Annotated in this window: 18 protein-coding genes; 8 read left to right on the top strand and 10 right to left on the bottom strand. The window is 61.6% G+C overall.

Features of this window, described 5'->3' with window-relative positions; all coding sequences use genetic code 11:
* Positions 1 to 20 precede the first annotated feature (20 nt).
* The 6 genes from pcaH to pcaC all read left to right on the top strand — a co-directional run bounded on the left by pcaH (position 21) and on the right by pcaC (position 5,467).
* On the top strand, positions 21 to 725 hold the full coding sequence (pcaH, locus tag AAEZ10_RS13970) for a protocatechuate 3,4-dioxygenase subunit beta (RefSeq protein ID WP_076566301.1): 705 nt from the start codon (positions 21 to 23) through the stop codon (positions 723 to 725).
* Position 726: 1 nt separating this feature from the next.
* Positions 727 to 1,293 carry a protocatechuate 3,4-dioxygenase subunit alpha gene (gene pcaG, locus AAEZ10_RS13965; RefSeq protein WP_076566302.1) on the top strand — a complete coding sequence of 189 codons (567 nt, stop codon included), beginning with the start codon at positions 727 to 729 and terminating at the stop codon, positions 1,291 to 1,293.
* A gap of 262 nt (positions 1,294 to 1,555) precedes the next feature.
* Positions 1,556 to 2,851, top strand: a complete 1,296-nt coding sequence (locus tag AAEZ10_RS13960) for an MFS family transporter (protein WP_041478914.1) — start codon at positions 1,556 to 1,558, stop codon at positions 2,849 to 2,851.
* A 45-nt stretch (positions 2,852 to 2,896) separates the two neighbouring features.
* Entirely contained in the window at positions 2,897 to 4,261 is a 1,365-nt protein-coding gene (locus AAEZ10_RS13955) for a 3-carboxy-cis,cis-muconate cycloisomerase (RefSeq protein WP_122706412.1), read from the top strand.
* 11 nt (positions 4,262 to 4,272) lie between these two features.
* Entirely contained in the window at positions 4,273 to 5,064 is a 792-nt protein-coding gene (pcaD, locus tag AAEZ10_RS13950; RefSeq protein ID WP_350569623.1) for a 3-oxoadipate enol-lactonase, read from the top strand.
* Between the two features lie 10 nt (positions 5,065 to 5,074).
* Positions 5,075 to 5,467 (top strand): 4-carboxymuconolactone decarboxylase, encoded by a 393-nt coding sequence (gene pcaC, locus AAEZ10_RS13945; RefSeq protein WP_350569621.1) that lies wholly within the window; start codon positions 5,075 to 5,077, stop codon positions 5,465 to 5,467.
* A gap of 128 nt (positions 5,468 to 5,595) precedes the next feature.
* Here pcaC and AAEZ10_RS13940 read toward each other — a convergent pair whose 3' ends face one another.
* From AAEZ10_RS13940 to emhA, 5 genes are all read right to left on the bottom strand, one after another.
* Positions 5,596 to 6,402, bottom strand: coding sequence for a methyltransferase domain-containing protein (locus tag AAEZ10_RS13940; protein ID WP_350569619.1), 807 nt, complete (start codon positions 6,400 to 6,402; stop codon positions 5,596 to 5,598).
* Positions 6,403 to 6,694: 292 nt separating this feature from the next.
* On the bottom strand, positions 6,695 to 7,954 hold the full coding sequence (locus tag AAEZ10_RS13935; protein WP_073475836.1) for an OprD family porin: 1,260 nt from the start codon (positions 7,952 to 7,954) through the stop codon (positions 6,695 to 6,697).
* 416 nt (positions 7,955 to 8,370) lie between these two features.
* On the bottom strand, positions 8,371 to 9,831 hold the full coding sequence (gene emhC, locus AAEZ10_RS13930; protein ID WP_016771333.1) for an efflux RND transporter outer membrane subunit EmhC: 1,461 nt from the start codon (positions 9,829 to 9,831) through the stop codon (positions 8,371 to 8,373).
* Positions 9,828 to 12,992 (bottom strand): efflux RND transporter permease subunit EmhB, encoded by a 3,165-nt coding sequence (gene emhB, locus AAEZ10_RS13925; RefSeq protein WP_348970761.1) that lies wholly within the window; start codon positions 12,990 to 12,992, stop codon positions 9,828 to 9,830. The genes emhC and emhB overlap by 4 nt, the downstream gene beginning before the upstream one ends.
* A gap of 3 nt (positions 12,993 to 12,995) precedes the next feature.
* Complete coding sequence (emhA, locus tag AAEZ10_RS13920) at positions 12,996 to 14,153, bottom strand: efflux RND transporter periplasmic adaptor subunit EmhA (protein WP_016771331.1); 1,158 nt, start codon at positions 14,151 to 14,153, stop codon at positions 12,996 to 12,998.
* A 266-nt stretch (positions 14,154 to 14,419) separates the two neighbouring features.
* Between emhA and emhR the strand changes: the two genes are divergently transcribed.
* Positions 14,420 to 15,052, top strand: a complete 633-nt coding sequence (gene emhR, locus AAEZ10_RS13915; RefSeq protein ID WP_016771330.1) for an efflux system transcriptional repressor EmhR — start codon at positions 14,420 to 14,422, stop codon at positions 15,050 to 15,052.
* A 211-nt stretch (positions 15,053 to 15,263) separates the two neighbouring features.
* On the opposite strand, the gene AAEZ10_RS13910 is transcribed toward emhR, so the two are convergent.
* Genes AAEZ10_RS13910 through AAEZ10_RS13900 form a run of 3 tightly spaced genes read right to left on the bottom strand, consistent with a single transcriptional unit; the run spans position 15,264 to position 17,848 of the window.
* On the bottom strand, positions 15,264 to 16,313 hold the full coding sequence (locus AAEZ10_RS13910) for an alkene reductase (RefSeq protein WP_016771329.1): 1,050 nt from the start codon (positions 16,311 to 16,313) through the stop codon (positions 15,264 to 15,266).
* Between the two features lie 31 nt (positions 16,314 to 16,344).
* Positions 16,345 to 17,511: an MFS transporter gene (locus AAEZ10_RS13905; RefSeq protein ID WP_016771328.1), complete on the bottom strand. Its 1,167-nt coding sequence runs from the start codon at positions 17,509 to 17,511 to the stop codon at positions 16,345 to 16,347.
* 34 nt (positions 17,512 to 17,545) lie between these two features.
* A complete protein-coding gene (locus tag AAEZ10_RS13900; RefSeq protein ID WP_016771327.1) occupies positions 17,546 to 17,848 on the bottom strand; it encodes an ArsR/SmtB family transcription factor in 303 nt (100 codons plus the stop codon).
* A gap of 168 nt (positions 17,849 to 18,016) precedes the next feature.
* On the opposite strand from AAEZ10_RS13900, the gene AAEZ10_RS13895 reads away from it, so the two are divergent.
* The gene (locus AAEZ10_RS13895) at positions 18,017 to 18,595 is read left to right on the top strand and encodes an acyl carrier protein phosphodiesterase (RefSeq protein WP_252883307.1); all 579 of its coding nucleotides are present in this window, start codon (positions 18,017 to 18,019) and stop codon (positions 18,593 to 18,595) included.
* A gap of 125 nt (positions 18,596 to 18,720) precedes the next feature.
* On the opposite strand, the gene AAEZ10_RS13890 is transcribed toward AAEZ10_RS13895, so the two are convergent.
* Both AAEZ10_RS13890 and olsB read right to left on the bottom strand, forming a co-directional pair.
* On the bottom strand, positions 18,721 to 19,512 hold the full coding sequence (locus AAEZ10_RS13890; RefSeq protein WP_073475829.1) for a lysophospholipid acyltransferase family protein: 792 nt from the start codon (positions 19,510 to 19,512) through the stop codon (positions 18,721 to 18,723).
* A complete protein-coding gene (gene olsB, locus AAEZ10_RS13885; protein ID WP_016771324.1) occupies positions 19,512 to 20,267 on the bottom strand; it encodes an L-ornithine N(alpha)-acyltransferase in 756 nt (251 codons plus the stop codon). The genes AAEZ10_RS13890 and olsB overlap by 1 nt, the downstream gene beginning before the upstream one ends.
* Positions 20,268 to 20,414: the final 147 nt, after the last annotated feature.

The following is a 20,414-nucleotide window of genomic DNA, read 5'->3' as shown; positions in this document are numbered from 1 at the left end:
CAAGAACTGAGGAAAGCGAAATGACTGACAAGCCTGGTTACCGTCGCCCACAGGCAGGCACTCAGCCTGACTACCTGCACCCGACGTATCAATCCACCAACCTGCGCTCGCCGTCCAAGCCGTTGGTGCACCTGCCGCACTCGCTGTCGGAAATCACCGGGCCGACCATCGGCGCCGAACACGTTGCCGAGAAGGACAATGACCTGACCGCACAGCACGACGGCGAGCCGTTGGGCGAGCGCATCATCATTCACGGCCGCGTGCTCGACGAAGACGGCCTGCCGGTGCCGGGCATTCTGGTGGAGATCTGGCAGGCCAACGCCGCCGGCCGCTACAACCATGCCCGCGACCTGCACGACGCGCCGCTGGACCCGAACTTCACCGGCACCGGCCGCACCGTCACCGATGCCGATGGCTGGTACCAGTTCCAGACCATCAAGCCCGGCGCCTATCCGTGGGGCAACCACCACAACGCCTGGCGCCCGGCGCACATCCACTTTTCCCTGTTCGGGCCGAGCATCCTCACCCGACTGGTCACGCAAATGTATTTCCCCGGCGACCCGTTGCTGGCGTATGACCCGATCTACAACTGCGTGCCGGACACTTCGGCCAAGGAACGCCTGATCGCTGCTTTCGATCTGGAAAAAACCATTCCGTCCTACGCCCTCGGTTACCGCTGGGACATCGTGCTGCGCGGCCGTGAAGCCACGCCGATGGAGAAATAAGATGACGCTCTATGCGACCACGTCCCACACCGTCGGGCCGTATTACCACATCGGCCTGACCTGGCTGAACCGCGAAACCCTGGCCAACGAGCTGACCCTCGGCGAGCGCGTGGCGATCACCGGCCAGGTGGTCGACGGCAACGGCGATGTCGTCAACGACGCCATGCTCGAAGTCTGGCAGGCCAACGCCGCCGGCAAGTACGACCACCCGGAAGATCAGCAGGACAAACCGCTCGACCCGAATTTCGAAGGCTTCGGCCGGGTGCCGGTGGATGCCGAAGGGCGCTTCCGTTTCACCACGATCAAACCGGGCACCGTGCCGGGGTTGAAAGGCTCGACCCAGGCGCCGCATCTGGTGGTGCTGGTGTTTGCTCGCGGTCTGGTCAAGCACTTGCTGACGCGGATTTATTTCGAGGGCGAACCGGCAAACGTTGCTGACCCGTTGCTCGAGTGCGTGCCGGCGGAGCGTCGCCAGACGTTGCTGGCCAAGGCGGATGCGTCGGGTGTGTACCAGTGGAATGTGGTTCTGCAGGGCACCGATGCCGAGACGGTGTTCTTCGATTATTGAGAGAACACCCCAAATCCCCCGCAGGACAGAGTCCCTGTGGTGAGGGGATTTATCCCCGCTGGGCTGCGAAGCAGCCCCAAAAACCAGTCGGCGCGGTATTCAGATGAACCGCGTGTATCTGATTTGCGAGTGCTTCGCACTCGAGCGGGGATAAATCCCCTCGCCACAAAGGCTGATCCAGACGTGGGTGATGATCCGATGTGGAACGGGACTGTTGCAAAGTATGTCTAGACTGTGACTGTCCCTATCGAGTGAAAAAACAATGACAACCACCACCTCCCACTACACCGGCGAAGAGCGCAGCAAGCGCATCTTTGCCATCGTCGGCGCTTCGTCCGGCAATCTAGTCGAGTGGTTCGACTTCTACGTCTACGCCTTCTGCGCGATCTATTTCGCCCCGGCGTTTTTCCCCTCCGATAACCCCACCGTGCAACTGGTCAACACCGCTGGCGTGTTCGCCGCCGGGTTCCTGATGCGGCCGATTGGTGGCTGGATTTTCGGCAGGGTCGCTGACAAGCACGGGCGCAAGAACTCGATGCTCATCTCGATTCTGATGATGTGCTTCGGCTCGCTGCTGATTGCCTGCCTGCCGACCTACAAGGACATCGGCGTCTGGGCGCCAGTGCTCTTGCTGTTCGCGCGTTTGCTGCAAGGTCTGTCGGTGGGCGGCGAGTACGGCACCACCGCGACTTACATGAGCGAAGTCGCGCTCAAGGGCCAGCGCGGATTCTTCGCCTCGTTCCAGTACGTGACGCTGATTGGCGGGCAATTGCTGGCGGTGTCGCTGGTGGTGGTGCTGCAACAGTTCCTCACTGAAGAGGATCTGCGTGCCTACGGCTGGCGGATTCCATTCGTGGTCGGTGCGGTGGCGGCGCTGATTTCGCTGTTCCTGCGTCGTTCGCTGAAGGAAACCACCAATAAGGAAACCCGCGCGCACAAAGACGCCGGCAGCATCACTGCACTGTTCCGCGATCACAAAGCGGCGTTCATCACCGTGCTCGGCTACACCGCTGGCGGCTCGCTGATTTTCTACACCTTCACCACCTACATGCAGAAATACCTGGTGAACACCGCCGGGATGCACGCCAAGACCGCCAGCTACATCATGACCGGCGCGCTGTTCCTTTATATGTGCATGCAGCCGTTGTTCGGCATGCTCGCCGACAAGATCGGCCGGCGTAATTCGATGCTCTGGTTCGGCGCGCTCGGCACGCTGTTCACCGTGCCGATTCTGCTCAGCCTGAAAAGCATCAGCAGCCCGTTCCTCGCCTTCGTACTGATCACCCTGGCGCTGGCGATTGTGAGCTTTTACACCTCGATCAGCGGTCTGGTAAAAGCCGAGATGTTCCCGCCGGAAGTGCGTGCCCTCGGTGTCGGCCTGGCTTACGCGGTGGCCAATGCAATCTTCGGCGGCTCGGCAGAGTTTGTGGCCCTGAGCCTCAAGGCCGGCGGCATGGAAAACGCCTTCTACTGGTACGTCACGGCGATGATGGCGGTGGCCTTCCTGTTCAGTCTGCGTTTGCCCAAGCAGGCGAAGTATCTGCACCACGATCTGTAAACCCATGTGCGCGGGCTGCGAGGCCCGCGCCGGCAAGGACTGTTTATGACTCAGCGACCGGGCAATCAATTGTTTGATGCCTACTTCACCGCCCACGATATGCGCGAAGTGTTCTGCGATCAGGGCCGGGTGCAGGCGATGCTCGATTTCGAAGCGGCTCTGGCCCGGGCCGAGGCGCGGGTCGGGCTGATTCCTTCATCGGCCGTGGCACCGATTGCCGCAGCGTGCGACGCCGGTCTGTATGACTTCGCAGCGCTGGGCGAGGCGATTGCCACGGCCGGCAATTCGGCGATTCCACTGGTCAAGGCCTTGGGCAAGCAGATCGCTTCGAGCGATGCCGAAGCCGAGCGCTATGTGCATCTGGGCGCGACCAGTCAGGACGTGATGGATTCCGGGCTGGTCCTGCAATTGCGCCAGGCGCTGGCGCTGATTGAAGACCAACTGGCGCAACTGGCCGACTCGCTCGCAGCTCAGGCACAACGTTTCGCTACCACGCCACTGGCCGGGCGCACCTGGCTGCAACATGCCACGCCGGTGACTCTCGGGATGAAAATCGCTGGATGGCTGGGCGCCGTCACGCGCAGCCGTCAGCGTCTACAGGAGCTGAAACCGCGTCTGCTGGTGCTGCAATTTGGTGGCGCCTCCGGCACCCTCGCGGCGCTGGGGGCACAGGCGTTGCCGATCGCTGAGGCCTTGGCCGAAGAGCTGCAACTGACCCTGCCCGAGCAACCGTGGCACACCCAGCGTGATCGCATCGTCGAATTCGGCGCGGTGCTTGGCCTCATCGCCGGCAGCCTCGGCAAATTCGGCCGCGACATCAGCCTGTTGATGCAGACCGAAGCAGCGGAAGTATTCGAGCCTGCGGCACCGGGCAAAGGCGGGTCGTCGACCATGCCGCACAAGCGCAACCCGGTTGGCGCAGCGGTGCTGATCGGCGCGGCCACGCGGGTGCCGGGGCTGGTGTCGACGCTGTTCAGCGCGATGCCGCAGGAGCACGAACGCAGCCTCGGTTTGTGGCATGCCGAATGGGAAACCCTGCCGGAAATCTGCTGCCTGGTGTCCGGTTCGCTGCAACAGGCGCGCTTGCTGGCCGACGGTCTGGAAGTCGACGCGGCGCGCATGGCCCGCAACCTCGAACTGACCCAAGGCCTGGTGCTGGCCGAAGCGGTGAGCATCGTGCTTGCCCAACGCGTCGGCCGCGACACCGCGCATCACCTGCTCGAACAATGCTGCAAACGTGCAGTGGCCGAGCAACGCCATTTGCGTGCGGTGCTCGCTGACGAGCCGCAAGTCACCGCCGAACTCAGTGGCGCTGAACTCGATGATCTTCTCAACCCCGCGCATTACCTCGGCCAGGCGCAAGTCTGGGTCGAGCGTGCGGTGGCTGAACACAACGCTTTGACTGTCTGAAGGAGAGGGCTGTGGCTTTCGTTCAACTCGCCGATGGCGAACTGCACTATGAAATTGAGGGCCCGGCGGAGGCGCCGGTGCTGGTGCTGTCCAACTCGCTGGGCACCGACCTGCACATGTGGGACGCGCAAATGCCGGCATTCACCGAGCATTTCCGCGTGCTGCGTTTCGACACGCGCGGCCACGGTCAATCGCTGGTTACCGAGGGGCCGTACAGCATCGAACAACTCGGTCGCGACGTGCTCGGTCTGCTCGATGCGCTGCATATCGAGCGCGCGCATTTCTGCGGACTGTCGATGGGCGGGCTGATCGGTCAGTGGCTGGGGATCAACGCAGGCCATCGTCTGCACAAACTGATCGTGTGCAACACGGCGGCGAAAATCGGCGATCCGTCGGTATGGAATCCGCGCATCGAAACCGTAATGCGCGACGGCCCGGCGGCGATGATCGCACTGCGTGATGCCTCGATTGCGCGCTGGTTTACCCCGGACTTTTCCGCAGCCCATCCCGAAGCGGCGAAGAAAATTACCGACATGCTTGCCGCGACCAATCCACAAGGCTATGCGGCCAACTGCGCGGCCGTGCGCGATGCCGATTTCCGTGAACAACTGGCTTCGATCAACGTGCCGTTGCTGGTGATTGCCGGCAGCAAAGATGCGGTGACGCCGCCGTCCGGCGGGCACTTCATCCGCGACCACGTGCGCGGTGCCGAGTACGCCGAGTTCCATGCGGCGCATTTGTCCAACGTGCAGGCCGGCGCCGCTTTCAGCGACCGTGTGCTGGCGTTTTTGCAGGCTCAGTGAGGAAGAATTTGTGGACGAGAAACAACGTTACGACGAAGGCATGCAAGTCCGCCGCGCGGTGCTGGGCGATGCCCACGTCGATCGCAGCCTGACCACGCTGACCGAGTTCAACTCCGAATTCCAGGAGATGATCACCCGCCACGCCTGGGGCGACATCTGGACCCGCCCGGGCCTGCCCCGCCATACCCGCAGCCTGATCACCATCGCCATGCTGATCGGCATGAACCGCGAGGGCGAACTGAAACTGCACCTGCGCGCGGCGGCCAACAACGGCGTGAGCCGTGGCGAGATCAAGGAAGTGATCATGCAGAGCTCAATTTACTGCGGCATCCCGGCGGCGAACGCGACGTTTCATCTGGCGGAGTCGGTGTGGGATGAGCTAGGAGTCGAATCCCGGGATTGATGGCGCCCGAAATTACGCCTTCGCGAGCAAGCTCCCACATTGGAGTTGTGTCGATCACAAAACAAATGTGGGAGCGAGCTTGCTCGCGAAAGCGGCAGACGCCGTGATGTGTTAATCAGCACATGCACTCAAACCCTGGCGACAATGAATATCCGCTTGAACGCAAACAACGTATGCCCATCCTCCTCTTGCGGATAATGCTCATGCACCCGCATCAGGTAGTGATAGATAAACCGCGCCTGCTGCACTGAATCCAGCGCCTGCATGACTGGTCTTAACGCCGAGACCTTGATCCAGTCATACACCGGCGATTTGCCGTCGACCACTTGCAGTTGTTCGGTCTCCCAAATGTCCAGCGACGCGGTCATTGGCGCGAGCAGACGGTAGTAGTCCTCCAGCGTCAGTAGCGGCCGCGCGGCCATGCGCCGGCGCAGTTCCGGCGTGCCCAATGGTGCGCCCCCGGGGCCGGCGTCCTCCAACGTTTGCAGCATCAACCGATACCACAACGCGTCGCGCCAATCCGGCATGTGCGCTGCGAGGCAGCCGCCAGGATTCAAATAGCCGAGCAGGCGCGGCAGCAAGGTTTCGTGGTCATCGAGAAAATGCAGCACAGCGGCGGCGAACAGCAGATCCGCCGGTTGCTCAGGCTGCCAGTCCAGCAGATCAGATTGTTTCCACAAGGCCTTGATCGGCAGGCCTCGGGCCTCGTCGAGCATCTGCGCCGAGCTGTCGATGCCCTGCAATCGCGCACGCGGCCAACGCTTGGCCAGCAACTGCGTAGCGATGCCGGTGCCGCAGCCCAGATCGTAAATACGTTGGGGATTTTGCAGTTCGATACGGTCGAGCAATTCGTTGACCGGACGTTGTCTGAGACGGGAAAACTGCTGGTACGCCTTGGCGTCCCAATCGGGTGCAGTGGTGCAGCGCGTGATCATGAGGTGATCCTCCGGTGATCAAATGGTGTCTTCCGATGACAACCTGGTGCACAGCTGGAGACCGACTACGAAACGGAAGCGTGAAGGGTTGGAGCACCTGAGTCCTTCAGGTTTGCTCACTGTAACTGTCGCCCGCAAAAGCGCTACATGGCCTGACCAATGGCATGCATCTGTGATGGGAATCAAATGTGGGAGCGAGCCTGCTCGCGAAGGCCATTTCAAATTCGACAGAGATGTCGACTGAAGCTGCGCTTTCGCGAGCAGGCTCGCTCCCACAGTGGGGCATGTGTGGTTAGAGAAGGCTGATCGGGTAGCTGACGATCAGGCGATTTTCATCGAACTCGTTGTTGCTGAAGTCGCGGCGCATGGTCGAGTTGCGCCATCTGACGTTCAGATCCTTCAACGTGCCGCTCTGCACCGTGTAACCGAGTTCCGATTCGCGGCCCCATTCCTTGCCGTCGGTGATTGTCCCGGTGTGCACGTTGTCGCCGCTGATGTAGCGGTTCATCAGGGTCAGGCCGGGGATGCCCATGGCGGCGAAGTTGTAGTCGTGGCGCAGCTGCCAGGAGCGTTCCTGAGCGTTGTCATAACTGGCGTTGTAGCTGTCGTTGGCCAGCGTGCCGCCACTGGTGCCGTTGACCCGCATCCACGCGCTGTCGCCGGTCAATTTCTGCAAGCCGAGGTAGAACGTGTTGCCGCCGTACTTGGCCGAAAACATGCCGTACCAGGTCTTGTTGTCCAGATCGCCGGCACGCGCGCTGCCATCTTCCTTACCGTAGAAAAAGCCGAGGTTGGCGCCCAGCGTCCAGTCGCCGAGCGGCTGACTGTGCAGCACATTGAGGTACTGCTGGCTGTAGATGTCCTTGAGTTGCGCGTTCCACAGGCCGATCTGTGTGCGCTTGTCGTTGAACAGGTATTCGCCGCCCTGGAAGTTGAAACGATCAGAGGTGAACGCGGCTTTGCCGGTCATCGACATGTCGCTCATGCTGCTGTCGTCGCGCGGGCTGTTGGCGCGGAACTGGCCGCCATAGAGGGTCAGGCCGGCGATTTCCTTGGAGGTGATCTGGCCGCCACGGAAGGTTTGCGGCAGCGAGCGACCGTCGTCCGAACGCAGAATCGGCAATACCGGCATCCACTCGCCGACCTTCACCTCGGTCTGGGACAGTTTGGCTTTGAAAGCGACGTTGGTGCGACCGAAGTTGTCCGCCGGGCGGCCGTCACGGTCCAGCGGCAACAACTGCGTGCCGCCCGTGCCTTTACCGCCATCGAGCTTGATCGAATACAGCCCGAGTACGTCCATGCCGAAACCGACCGTGCCTTGGGTAAAGCCGGATTTGGCGTCGAGGATGAAACTCTGTGTCCACTCTTCAGCCTTGCCTTGGGCCTTGGTCGGGTTGGTGAAGTTGCGGTTGATATAGAAGTTGCGCAGGTTGAGGTTGACCTTGGCGCCTTCAACGAAGCCGCCTTCTTCGGCGCTTGCCGGCAGGGCCAGACCGGCGATGGCCAGGGCGATCACAGCGGGCAATGCGTAAGGCACAGGGAAAACTGTCATGGACTTGGGTCTCTCTTGTTTTTGTAAGGCGAACGGCTGCGCTGTCGCGGCGGGTGCGGCGCAGGCAACGTGATGCAGGTCTGAGATGCAGCGGTGGCGGTCAGCCGGGCGGGGCAGGGCACTGGAGCATGGTGTCGAACCTTGTTGTTATTGGTTTTCTGAGATGAATGGTGAAGGGCCTGTATGCTCGGGTTCAATTGCTGAAAGCGGGTTTTGGGCGGTTATCGAACGCAAGATTCATGCGGATTTGTGGTGAGTGTGAGGTCCTCTTCGCGAGCAGGCTCGCTCCCACAACTGGAATGCGTTTCCCTGTGGGAGCGAGCCTGCTCGCGAAGAGGCCAGTTCGGCCGCTAAACCTTTGCGACAGGCAACAAAAAGCCCACCAATAAGGTGGGCTTGATGTAGTCAGCCGATGATCAGAACAGCTTCATCTTCGGGGCTTCTTCTTTCAGCGCTTCGTTCTGCGCGGTCTGCGCATTCCAGCCACCGCCCAGGGCCTTGTACAGGTTGACCGCACTGGTCAGCTGCGCGAGGCGGTCGGTGATCAGCGCTTGTTGTGCGCTGAACAACTGACGCTGGGCATCGAGGAAGGTCAGGTTGCTGTCGACGCCGATGCGGTAGCGACGTTCGGCCAGGCGGTAGTAATCCTGGTTGGCCTGAACGAAGTCACGCTGCGCTTGCAGCTGCTCGGTGTAGGTCTGGCGGGCGGCGAGGCCGTCGGCGACTTCCTGGAAGGCCGTTTGAATCGACTTTTCGTAGTTCGCCACGCCAATGTCCTTCTGGATCTTGGCGTAGTCGAGGCTGGCGCGCAGGCTGCCGGCGTTGAAGATCGGCAGGTTGATCTGCGGCTGGAACAGCCACGTCCCCGAGCCACCCTTGAACAGACCGGACAGATCCGGGCTCAGGCTGCCCGCGTTGGCGGTCAGGCTGATGCTCGGGAAGAACGCTGCACGCGCCGCGCCGATGTTGGCGTTGGCCGCCTTCAGGTTGTACTCGGCCTGGAGGATGTCCGGACGACGTTGCAGCAGGTCCGAAGGCAGACCGGCCGGCACGTCGCTGAGCAGATCATCGGACAGCGGTTTGGCCGTTTGCAGGTTGGCCGGAATGCCGGTGCCGAGCAGCAGGGTCAGGCTGTTTTCGTCCTGCGCGACCTGGCGGGTGTAACGCGCCAGTTGCGCCCGGGCGTTTTCCACCGAGGTACGCGACTGCGCCAGATCCAGCGCCGAAGCCACACCGACTTCGTTGCTGCGGCTGGTCAATTTGTAGCTTTCTTCGAAGGCACCGAGGGTGTCCTGCGTCAGCTTGAGCAGTTCCTTGTCCGCCTGCCAGGTCAGGTAGGCATTGGCGACGTTGGCGACCAGACTGATCTGCGTACTGCGGCGTGCTTCTTCAGTAGCGAAGTACTGTTGCAGCGCTTGCTCGCTCAGGCTGCGCACCCGACCGAACAGGTCGAGTTCGTAGGCGCTGACGCCGACGGTGGCGGAATACGAACTGCTGATCATCGACTCGCCGGTCTGCGAGGCACGGGCCGGCAGACGCTGGCGGCTGCCGGCGGCATTGGCCGACACTGCCGGGAACAGGTCGGCGCGCTGGATGCGGTACTGCGCCGCGTAAGCGTCGATGTTCAGCGCCGCGACACGCAGGTCGCGGTTGTTTTCCAGGGCGACCTGGATCAGCTGTTGCAGGGCCGGGTCATGGAAAAACTGCTTCCAGCCCTGTTCGGCAGCGGCTTGCGCCGGAGCCTGGGCCGGCGAATATGCCGGCCCCTGCGGGTACTGGCCTGCGACCGGAGCCTCAGGCTGCTGATAGTCAGGTATCAGCGAGCAACCGCTCAGCACGAAGGCGGCGACTGCGATGGAGAGTAGCGACTTGCTCATTGGCCAGCCTCTTTAGGAGTTTCAGTAGTGTCATCCGCGTCGGTCTTTTTGCGCTGACCGATGGACGACACAGTAACGAAGAACAGTGGGACCCAGAAGATCGCCAGGATCGTGGCCGTGAGCATACCGCCAATCACGCCGGTACCGATCGCGTGCTGACTGCCTGAACCGGCGCCGGTGGAGATCGCCAGCGGTACCACACCGAGGACGAAGGCCAGCGAGGTCATGATGATCGGGCGCAGACGCATGCGGCAGGCTTCAATCGCCGCGTCACGCAGGCTGCGTCCCTGTTCATGCAGTTCCTTGGCAAACTCGACGATCAGAATGGCGTTTTTAGCCGCCAGACCGATGGTCGTCAATAAGCCCACCTGGAAGTACACGTCGTTGGACAGACCGCGCAGGCTGGTAGCCATCAGCGCACCGATGATCCCCAGCGGTACCACGAGCATGACCGCGATCGGAATCGACCAGCTCTCATACAGCGCCGCCAGACACAGGAACACCATCAGCAGCGACAGGGCGTACAGCGCTGGCGCTTGCGAGCCGGACAGACGTTCCTCGTAGGACAGACCGGTCCAGGAAATACCGACACCGGACGGCAGCTTCTTGGCAATCGCTTCGACTTCAGCCATCGCTTCACCGGTGGAGTAGCCCGGCGCCGGAGCCCCGAGGACCTCGACCGCTTCCACACCGTTATAGCGCGCCAGCTTCGGCGAACCGTAGACCCACTCGCCCTTGGCGAACGCCGAGAACGGAACCATGGTGCCTTCGGCGTTACGCACGTACCACTTCTTCAGGTCTTCGGGGCTCATGCGCGAGTCCGGTTGGCCCTGCACGTAGACTTTCTTCACCCGACCACGGTCGATGAAGTCGTTGACGTAGCTACTGCCCAGCGCGATCGACAGGGTGTTGTTGATGTCGCTGATGGTGATGCCGAGGGCACTGGCCTTCTCGTCATCGATTTCCAGCTGGAACTGCGGCTCATCGTTCAGGCCGTTCGGACGCACCTGGGTCAGCACCTTGCTTTGCGCCGCCATGCCGAGGAACTGGTTGCGCGCTTCCATCAGTTTTTCGTGACCGATACCGGCGCGGTCCTGCAGGAACACGTCGAAACCGGTGGCGTTACCCAATTCCAGAACCGCTGGCGGGGCGAAGGCAAACACCATCGCGTCGCGGAAGCTGAAGAAGTGTTGCTGGGCACGCGCAGCGAGGTTGAACACGCTGTTGTCGGCGTTACGTTCGCCCCACGGCTTGAGCATGATGAACGCCATACCCGAGCTCTGCCCACGGCCGGCGAAGTTGAAGCCGGTCACGGTGAACACCGAAGCCACCGCGTCCGCCTCACCGCCGTCCTTGTTCGGACGCAGCAGGTACTCACGCATTTCGTCCACGACCACCTGCGTGCGCTGGGCACTGGAACCGGCCGGGGTCTGCACCTGAGCGAACAGAACGCCCTGGTCTTCTTCCGGGAGGAACGCGGTCGGGATGCGGGTGAACAGCCAGATCATGCCCACGACGATCAGCAGATACGCCAGCAGGTACGGCGCCTTGCGGGTCAGCATGTTGCCGACGCCGCGCTCGTAGCTGCGTACGCCACGGTCGAAGTTACGGTTGAACCAGCCGAAGAAACCTTTCTTCGGGGTACCGTGCTCGCCTTTCGGAATCGGCTTGAGCATGGTCGCGCACAGCGCCGGGGTGAAGATCAGGGCAACCAGTACCGACAGGGCCATGGCCGAAACGATGGTGATCGAGAACTGCTTGTAGATCACACCGGTGGAGCCGCTGAAGAACGCCATCGGCAGCAGTACCGCCGAGAGCACGAGGGCGATACCGACCAGTGCGCCCTGGATCTGGCCCATGGACTTCTTCGTCGCTTCCTTCGGTGACAAGCCTTCTTCGCTCATCACCCGCTCGACGTTTTCCACCACGACGATGGCGTCGTCCACCAGCAGACCGATGGCCAGCACCATGCCGAACATGGTCAGGGTGTTGATGCTGAAACCGGCGGCGGCGAGGATGCCGAATGTACCGAGCAGCACCACTGGCACGGTCATCGTGGTGATGACGGTGGCGCGGAAGTTCTGCAGGAACAGGAACATCACCAGGAACACCAGCGCGATCGCTTCGACCAGCGTGTGCACCACGCCTTTGATCGACTCGGTCACCACCGGGGTGGTGTCATACGGGAACACCACTTCCATGCCTTGCGGGAAGAACGGCTTGAGGCTGTCGATGGTGTTGCGCAGCGCTTTGGCGGTATCGAGGGCGTTGGCGCCGTTGGCCAGTTTCACCGCCAGACCGGAAGCCGGGCTGCCGTTGAACTGGGCGCTGATCGCGTAGTTCTCACCGCCGAGGCCGACTTCAGCCACGTCTTTGAGGCGAACCTGCGAGCCGTCCTTGTTGACCTTGAGCAGGATTTCCTTGAACTGCTCGGCGGTCTGCAGACGGGTCTTGCCGATGATCGTCGCGTTCAGTTGCTGGCCCTGCACGGCAGGCAAGCCACCGAGCTGACCGGACGACACCTGGACGTTCTGCGCAGCAATCGCATTCTTCACGTCGACCGGGGTCAGGTTGAAGTTGTTCAACTTGGCCGGGTCGAGCCAGATGCGCATCGCGTACTGCGCACCGAAGACCTGGAAGTCACCGACACCGGCGGTCCGCGAGATCGGGTCCTGCATGTTCGACACGATGTAGTTGGACAGGTCGTCCTTGGTCATGCTGCCGTCACGCGACACCACGCCGATCACCAGCAGGAAGTTCTTCACTGCCTTGGTCACGCGGATACCCTGTTGCTGCACTTCCTGCGGCAGCAGCGGGGTAGCCAGGTTCAGCTTGTTCTGGACCTGGACCTGCGCGGTGTCGGAGTTGGTGCCTTGCTCGAAGGTCGCGGTGATGGTCATGCTGCCGTCGGAGTTACTTTCCGAAGACACATAACGCAGGTTGTCGATACCGTTGAGCTGTTGCTCGATGACCTGCACCACGGTGTCCTGCACGGTTTGTGCGGACGCGCCCGGGTAGGTCACCTGGATCGCAATGGCCGGTGGCGCAATGCTCGGGTATTGGTTGATCGGCAATTTCAGGATCGAAAGTGCCCCGACCAGCATGATCACCAGGGCGATTACCCAGGCGAAAATCGGACGGTCGATGAAGAATTTTGACATGGGTTACTCCCCTTTGCCGCCGGCGGCTTTGTCAGCTGCCTGTGCGGGGGCCGGGTTCTTGGTGCCGACGTTAGTCGCCTCGGTCGCTTTGACCTCGACGCCCGGTTTGACGTACTGCAGCCCTTCGGTGATCAGACGATCGCCGGCCTTCAGGCCGTCTTCGATCAGCCACTGGCTGCCGACAGTGCGGCTGGCCTTGAGCTGACGCAGCTCGACCTTGTTGTCGGCGCCGACGACCAGTGCGGTCGGGGTGCCTTTGAGGTCGCGGGTCACGCCTTGTTGCGGCGCGAGGATCGCTGCGCTGTTGACGCCGGCTTGCAGCTGGGCGTGAACGAACATGCCTGGCAGCAGGGTGTGATCGGGGTTCGGGAACACTGCGCGCAGGGTTACCGAGCCGGTGGTCTGGTCAACCGAGACTTCGGAGAATTCCAGCTTGCCGTCGAGCTTGTACTGGCTGCCGTCTTCCAGGGTCAGCTTGACCGCAGCGGCGTTGTCGCCAGCCTTCTGCAAACGGCCGCTTTCCAGCTCGCGGCGCAGTTCCAGCAGTTCCACCGACGATTGGGTCACGTCGACGTAGATCGGGTCGAGCTGCTGAATCACTGCCATTGCATCGGCCTGGCCATTGCTGACCAGTGCGCCTTCGGTCACCGAAGAGCGGCCGATCCGGCCGGAAATCGGCGCGTAGACCTTGGTGTAGCGCACGTTGATCTGCGCGCTCTGCAACGATGCTTCCGATTGCAGGCGGTTGGCCAGTGCGGTGTCGTATTCCTGGCGGCTCACGGCTTGTTCGTCGACCAGTTGCTTGTAGCGGTCGGAAATCGACTTGGTCGAACGCAGCTCGGCTTCGGCGCTTTTCAGCGTCGCTTCATAGACCGACGGATCGATCTGATACAGCTGCTGGCCGGCTTTGACGTCGGCACCTTCCTTGAACAGGCGCTTGAGAATGATGCCGTTGACCTGCGGGCGAACTTCCGCGATGCGGAACGCACTGGTGCGGCCCGGAAGTTCCGAGGTCAGGGTAAAGGCTTGTGGTTGCAGGGTGACGACGCCGACCTGAGGAGGCGGAGCGGCTGGGGCCGCTTCTTCCTTTTTACATCCGCTGAGCAGCGATGCCAGGGCGACGGCAGTGACCAGAGCGGTAACAGCTGGCTTGAATTGCATGAAGATCCTCGGGTCAGGCGCGCAAGAAGCGCACAAGAAGTGTGAAAGAGTAAAAGTCGGGCACCGGGTGGATAAGTAGCTTGCTAAGTAATATACTTACGTTCATGGTTGTTTGTAAACACCTGCGCCGCGTACCCACCCTGATACAAAAGTCGTCGCAAGGTTTGAAATTGTAGGCCGGGGAGTCGATTCACGAGAGATCGCCCCCTCTTTATTCAGCGGATATTCAGCCATCCCTGAAACATCCTGTTTGAGGTTTTACTGCCATGGTCCGTCGTACCAAAGAGGAAGCTCAGGAAACCCGCAGCCAGATTCTGGAAGCGGCCGAGAAAGCCTTTTATGAAAGGGGGGTTGCCCGCACCACCCTGGCGGACATCGCGACCCTCGCCGGCGTGACGCGTGGCGCCATCTACTGGCATTTCAGCAACAAGGCCGACCTGGTCCAGGCCATGCTCGACAGCCTGCACGAACCGCTGGATGAACTGGCCAAGGCCAGCGAAAGCGAGGACGAACCGGACCCGCTGGGCTGCATGCGGCAGTTGCTGATTCATTTGTTTCATCAAGTTGCACTGGACCCGAAAACCCGGCGCATCAACGAAATTCTGTTTCATAAGTGCGAGTTCACCGATGAAATGTGCGATCTGCGCCAGCAGCGCCGGACGGCCAGTCTCGATTGCAATCTGCGCATCGGCCTGACCTTGCGTAATGCGGTGAATCGCGGCCAGTTGCCGGAAGATCTCGACACCGCCCGCGCGGCGATCAGCATTCATGCCTACATCGACGGCCTGCTGTACGGCTGGCTGCTGGCTCCGGACAGCTTCGAACTGCATGCCGAGGCTGAACGCTGGGTCGACACCGGGCTGGACATGCTGCGCCTGAGCCCAAGCCTGCGCAAATGAAACAAAATGCGCAATTGCCCGGCAGGATGTCAATCAGCCGCCATGGCTGATCATCGCGGCGGGGAGTTTAAACGTAGCGAGTCGTGGATTTTGTAGGGAAATTGTGTCGCTGTTGTGAAACGGTGTTCGCAGGCTCTTACCCTGCGCCAACAACAAAAAGCCCCGGACTCTCACAAGTCCGGGGCTTTTTCATTTCTGCGCTACAGCGTGATTACAAGGTCGGATAGTCGATATAACCGACCGGACCTTTACCGTAGAAAGTCTCCGGATGCGGCTCGTTCAACGGCGCATCGGCCTGTAAACGTGCCGGCAGGTCCGGGTTGGCAATGAACGGCACGCCGAACGCTACGGCGTCTGCCTTACCGCTGGCCAGCCACTCGTTGGCGCTTTCCTTGGTGAACTTCTCGTTTGCGATGTACGGGCCACCGAACGCTTCTTTCAGTTGCGGGCCGAGGCTGTCGGCGCCTTCTTTTTCACGCGAGCAGATGAACGCGATGCCACGCTTGCCCAGTTCACGGGCGACGTAAGTGAAGGTTTCGGCGAGGTTGTCATCGCCCATGTCGTGGGAATCGGCACGCGGTGCCAGGTGCACACCAACGCGACCAGCGCCCCAGACTTCGATCGCGGCGTCGGTCACTTCCAGCAGCAGGCGTGCACGGTTTTCCAGCGAGCCGCCGTACTGGTCGGTGCGCTGGTTGGTGCTGCTTTGCAGGAACTGGTCGAGCAGGTAACCGTTGGCGCCGTGGATTTCCACGCCGTCGAAACCGGCGGCCTTGGCGTTCTCGGCGCCGGTGCGGTAGGCGTCGACGATGTCGGCGATTTCAGCGGTTTCCAGGGCGCGCGGGGTTGGGTAGTCGGCCAGTGGCCGCACCAGGCTGACGTGGCCCTTTGGCTGGATGGCGCTTGGCGCGACCGGTGCTTCACCGTTCAGGTACGAAGGGTGGGAAATGCGGCCAACGTGCCACAGTTGCAGGAAGATCTTGCCGCCGGCGCCGTGAATCGCTTTGGTCACGTTGGCCCAGCCACGCACTTGATCGTTGGACCAGATGCCCGGGGTGTCCGGGTAGCCGACGCCCATCGGCGTTACCGAAGTGGCTTCGCTGAGGATCAGGCCGGCCGAGGCGCGTTGTACGTAGTATTCGGCCATCAGCGCGTTCGGCACACGACCTTCGTCGGCGCGGCAGCGGGTCAGCGGGGCCATGATGATGCGGTTGTTCAGCTCGATGTCGCCGAGTTTGATCGGGTCGAAAATAGTCGCCATGTCTAAAAGCCTCTTTTAATAAGGAAGTTGATCAGTTGGAAGCAGGCGCCAGCTCGGCATTGCCGTTCTGACGGAAAGTAATCAGGGTCACCAGCAGGGCGAGCACTGCCAGTGCGGCGGCAGCCAGTGGCACGCTGGTCAGGCCGTAGCCGTGGGCGATGACGCTGCCGCCGACCCAAGCGCCGAGGGCATTGCCGACGTTGAAGGCGCCAATGTTCAGGGTCGAAACCAGGTTCGGCGCAGCCTTGCCGAAGGTCACCACATTGACTTGCAGCGCCGGCACAGCGGCGAAACACGCGGTGGCCCAGAGGAACAGAGTGATCTCGGTCGGGATCAGCGCGACGCTGGTCCAGCTCAGCACCGTGGACACCACGGCCATGGCGATGAACACGCCGATCAGCGTGGCGGCCATGCCTTTGTCGGCGAGTTTGCCGCCGATGATGTTGCCGACCGTCAGGCCCAGACCGATGAGCATCAGCGTCCAGGTCACGCCACGCGGCGACACACCGGTGACTTCCCCAAGCAGTGGGGCAACGTAGGTGAACAGGGTGAAGACCGAGGCGGCGAACAGCGCGGTCATGCTCAGCGACAGCCAGATACCGGCACCCTTGAGGGCGGCCAGTTCGGCGCGCATGTCGAGTTTCTCTTCGTCACGCTTGGCCGGCAGAAAGCGGATCAGGCCGATCAGCGCGATCACACCGATGACGGTCACCGCCCAGAAGGTCGAACGCCAGCCGGCTTCCTGACCCAATGCGGTGCCCAGCGGTACGCCAAGTACGTTGGCCAGGGTCAGACCGGTGAACATCAACGCCACCGCCGAGGCACGTTTGTTGGGCGCGACCAGATTGGCCGCCACCACCGAACCGATGCCGAAGAATGCACCGTGGCACAAAGCGGTGACGACCCGGGCAAACATCAGCACGTTGTAGTCGCTGGCGATGGCGCAGAGCAGGTTGCCGACAATAAAGATGCCCATCAACGCCACCAGCGCGGCCTTGCGCGGCAGCTTCGCGGTGGCCAGCGCCATGAACGGCGCACCGATGGCCACGCCCAGGGCGTAACCGGTGACCAGCCAGCCGGCGCCGGGAATCGACACGCCGAGGTCCGCCGCCACGTCGGGCAGCAGGCCCATGATGACGAACTCGGTGGTGCCGATGGCGAAGGCGCTCAGGGCGAGGATGAGAAGCGAAAGGGGCATGCAGGTTTCCTTGTCGGCTGGCTGACGTTAAGGGTCAGAGCTCTTTACTGAGGGTGCTGAGAAACGCCTGGATGACGTCCTCGTTACGTTTGAAGAAATGCCACTGCCCGGCCTTCTGGCTGCTGATCAGCCCGGCCCGTTGCAACGTCGCCAAGTGGGCCGACACGGTCGATTGCGACAGGCCGCAACGCTGATCGATCTGCCCGGCGCAAATACCGTATTCGTGGTTGTGCAACTGCTCGGGGAATTCGCCTTTCGGGTCTTTCAGCCAGTTGAGGATGTCTCGCCGTACTGGGTGCGCCAGGGCTTTTATTATTTCGTCGAGGTCGAGGTTCATGGCTTGGGCTCGTGGTGGCAGTGGCGATATATCGCGATGGAGCGAACTTTAAATCGTTGGATCGCGATATACCAATATGAATTCGGTCTGACGAACGCATAAATCGCTATATCGGGTTATAACGATACGAGGATGCTGGAGGAGCGAACGCAGTGCTAAGCTGCGCCCATGAACTATCTCGCGCATTTGCATCTCGGCGGCCAGCGCCCCGGACAGTTACTCGGCAGCCTGTATGGCGACTTTGTCAAAGGTCGGCTGCAAGGCCAGTTCGACCCGGAAGTGGAGGCGGCGATTGCGCTGCATCGGCGCATCGACGTCTTCACCGATCGCCATCCACTGGTCGACATTGCTTTGGGGCGCTTCAGCGAAACGCGGCGGCGCTATGCCGGAATCGTCCTCGATGTGTTTTTCGATCATTGCCTGGCGCGGGACTGGACGCTGTATGCCGACCGACCGCTGGAGCAGTTCACCGCAGACGTCTATCAGGTGCTGTCCCGCGAACGGCAACTGCCGGAGCGGCTGGCAAAGATCGCCCCGCACATGGTCGCCAACGACTGGCTGGGCTCGTATCGCGAGTTTGAGGTGCTGGAACAGGTGCTGCGCGGGATCTCGCGGCGCCTGACCAGACCCGAGGAGTTGGCTGGGGCGATGGCGGAGTTGCGGCGGTTGTATGAGCCGCTGAGTGAGGACTTCAGCCTGTTTTATCCGCAATTGCAGGATTTTGCAGTGCAATCACATACAACCTGAATCCCTGTGGGAGCTGGCTTGCCAGCGATAGCGTCGGCACATTCAACTTTGATGTTGATTGATCAACCGCTTTCGCGGGCAAGCCCGCTCCCACAGGGGGCCCAGGTGATTTGGGGATTTGTGTTTCAGGCAGCGATTGCCGGGCGCATTGGCGATTGTCGGGTTTCCGGAATCGATCCAAACAACACCTTCTGCACCGCCTGCTGCGCTTCGAACGCCAGCGCCGCGCGCTCGCGGCCCTGACAGGCAATCGGCTTGAGCAGATGCACCTCGACATCGCCGCAGTCATGGCTGAACAGGCGCATCAGATGCGAGAGCAAATCATCGTCACCAATGAACGGTGCGAGCGTGTCGATTTCGCCGTCACGCAGATAACGGATCGCCACCGGTTGCAGCATCACCTCGGAATCGATCGCCGCCGACAGCAGGCGACCATGAAAGGTGCGCAGCGAACGGCCATCGGTGGTGGTGCCTTCGGGGAACATCAGCAGCGCATGTTCGGTTTGCAGATGGCGGGTCATCTGCTTGCGGATCAACTGGCTGTCGCCCGAGCCACGGCGGATGAACAGGCTGCCGGCCTTGGCCGCGAGCCAGCCGGCCACCGGCCAGGTGCGCACTTCGGCCTTGGACAGAAACGACAGCGGTGTGAGCATGCCCAGCAACGGAATGTCGGTCCACGACACGTGATTGCTCACCCACAGCATTGGCTGTTTTGGCAGCTCGCCATGCACGCTCACGCGAAACGGCAGGGCATTGCTCAGCCGTGCCATGAAAAAGCGCGACCAGCGCTGGCGCCGCTCCATCGAGTGGGCCAGACCGATGCGTTCGAACACGCCGAAGACGCTGGCCATGGTCAGCCCCAGCGTCACCACCAGCAGCACTCGCGCGATTCGCGCGTACACCCGCAACCGGCTCATCACACCGCCGCCTTGAAGTGCTTGGCGTAGCGCGGGCAGAGTTCGTCGCGCTTGAGCAGGATGAACACGTCGGCGACCTGGAAGTCTTCGTCCCAGCACGGCTCGCCGCAGATCTTCGCCCCGAGGCGCATGTAGGCCTTGAGCAGCGGTGGCATTTCGGCGATGACGTTGGACGGGATATCCAGCGTCGGCAGAGGATTTTTCGGCTCAGCGCGCAGGTGTTCGGTGCACAGATAACGCTCGCGCAGACGCTGCATGATCGCGTGGGCCTGAATGCCGCCGTCCTGCATCGGGATGCTCGCGCAACCCATCAGATAGCTGTAGCCGCCCTGATTGAGCACTTCGGCCAATTCGCCCCAGAGCACGGCGATGGTGCCGCCGTTGCGGTACGCCGGATCGACGCAGGTGCGGCCGATTTCCAGGATCGGGCCTTGCAGATGCGCCAGGCCATGCAGGCTGAATTCTTCTTCGCTGTAGAACTTGCCGAGGCTGCTGGCGGCAGTGTGATCGAGCAGACGCGTGGTCGCCACTAGGCGCCCGGTGTTCAGATCACGCACGCCGATGTGGCTGCAGTGAACATCATAATCATCCATGTCCAGACCCAGTTCCGCGCCTTTGAGTTTGGCGTTGAACTCGCCGCTGAAGACGGCGAAGCGCAGGGCCTGGGCTTGCTGCAAGGCTTCGGCGCCGATCAGGCGTTCGGCTTGCAGGCGGCGTTCATTGCCGGTGTCGCTGATGCGGGCGATTTGCGTCATGTGAATCTCCGTACGGGCCTTTAACCCGTCGTGGGTTGCAGCCGATCGACTTTCTTTATGCAGCCGTGTTGTGCAAAGTCAGGCTATGTAGCCCCGGTGTCATCGCCATGAACGTTCGGTGATGCTTATATGACAGCCCACAAGGAG

The organism is Pseudomonas sp. H26/SER47-MNA-CIBAN-0231 (assembly GCF_040310465.1).
Taxonomy (GTDB): Bacteria; Pseudomonadota; Gammaproteobacteria; order Pseudomonadales; family Pseudomonadaceae; genus Aquipseudomonas; species Aquipseudomonas atacamensis.
The sequence above is the reverse complement of the archived record's forward strand: the minus strand, read 5'-3'. Positions and strand labels throughout refer to the sequence as shown.

Bases quoted from the DNA above. Each gene is read 5' to 3' on its own strand.
- pcaH (WP_076566301.1), top strand. From the start codon at position 21: ATGACTGACAAGCCTGGTTACCGTCGCCCACAGGCAGGCACTCAGCCT.
- pcaG (WP_076566302.1), top strand. From the start codon at position 727: ATGACGCTCTATGCGACCACGTCCCACACCGTCGGGCCGTATTACCAC.
- AAEZ10_RS13960 (WP_041478914.1), top strand. From the start codon at position 1,556: ATGACAACCACCACCTCCCACTACACCGGCGAAGAGCGCAGCAAGCGC.
- AAEZ10_RS13955 (WP_122706412.1), top strand. From the start codon at position 2,897: ATGACTCAGCGACCGGGCAATCAATTGTTTGATGCCTACTTCACCGCC.
- AAEZ10_RS13940 (WP_350569619.1), bottom strand. From the start codon at position 6,402: ATGATCACGCGCTGCACCACTGCACCCGATTGGGACGCCAAGGCGTAC.
- AAEZ10_RS13935 (WP_073475836.1), bottom strand. From the start codon at position 7,954: ATGACAGTTTTCCCTGTGCCTTACGCATTGCCCGCTGTGATCGCCCTG.
- emhC (WP_016771333.1), bottom strand. From the start codon at position 9,831: ATGAGCAAGTCGCTACTCTCCATCGCAGTCGCCGCCTTCGTGCTGAGC.
- emhB (WP_348970761.1), bottom strand. From the start codon at position 12,992: ATGTCAAAATTCTTCATCGACCGTCCGATTTTCGCCTGGGTAATCGCC.
- emhA (WP_016771331.1), bottom strand. From the start codon at position 14,153: ATGCAATTCAAGCCAGCTGTTACCGCTCTGGTCACTGCCGTCGCCCTG.
- emhR (WP_016771330.1), top strand. From the start codon at position 14,420: ATGGTCCGTCGTACCAAAGAGGAAGCTCAGGAAACCCGCAGCCAGATT.
- AAEZ10_RS13910 (WP_016771329.1), bottom strand. From the start codon at position 16,313: ATGGCGACTATTTTCGACCCGATCAAACTCGGCGACATCGAGCTGAAC.
- AAEZ10_RS13905 (WP_016771328.1), bottom strand. From the start codon at position 17,511: ATGCCCCTTTCGCTTCTCATCCTCGCCCTGAGCGCCTTCGCCATCGGC.
- AAEZ10_RS13900 (WP_016771327.1), bottom strand. From the start codon at position 17,848: ATGAACCTCGACCTCGACGAAATAATAAAAGCCCTGGCGCACCCAGTA.
- AAEZ10_RS13895 (WP_252883307.1), top strand. From the start codon at position 18,017: ATGAACTATCTCGCGCATTTGCATCTCGGCGGCCAGCGCCCCGGACAG.
- AAEZ10_RS13890 (WP_073475829.1), bottom strand. From the start codon at position 19,512: ATGAGCCGGTTGCGGGTGTACGCGCGAATCGCGCGAGTGCTGCTGGTG.
- olsB (WP_016771324.1), bottom strand. From the start codon at position 20,267: ATGACGCAAATCGCCCGCATCAGCGACACCGGCAATGAACGCCGCCTG.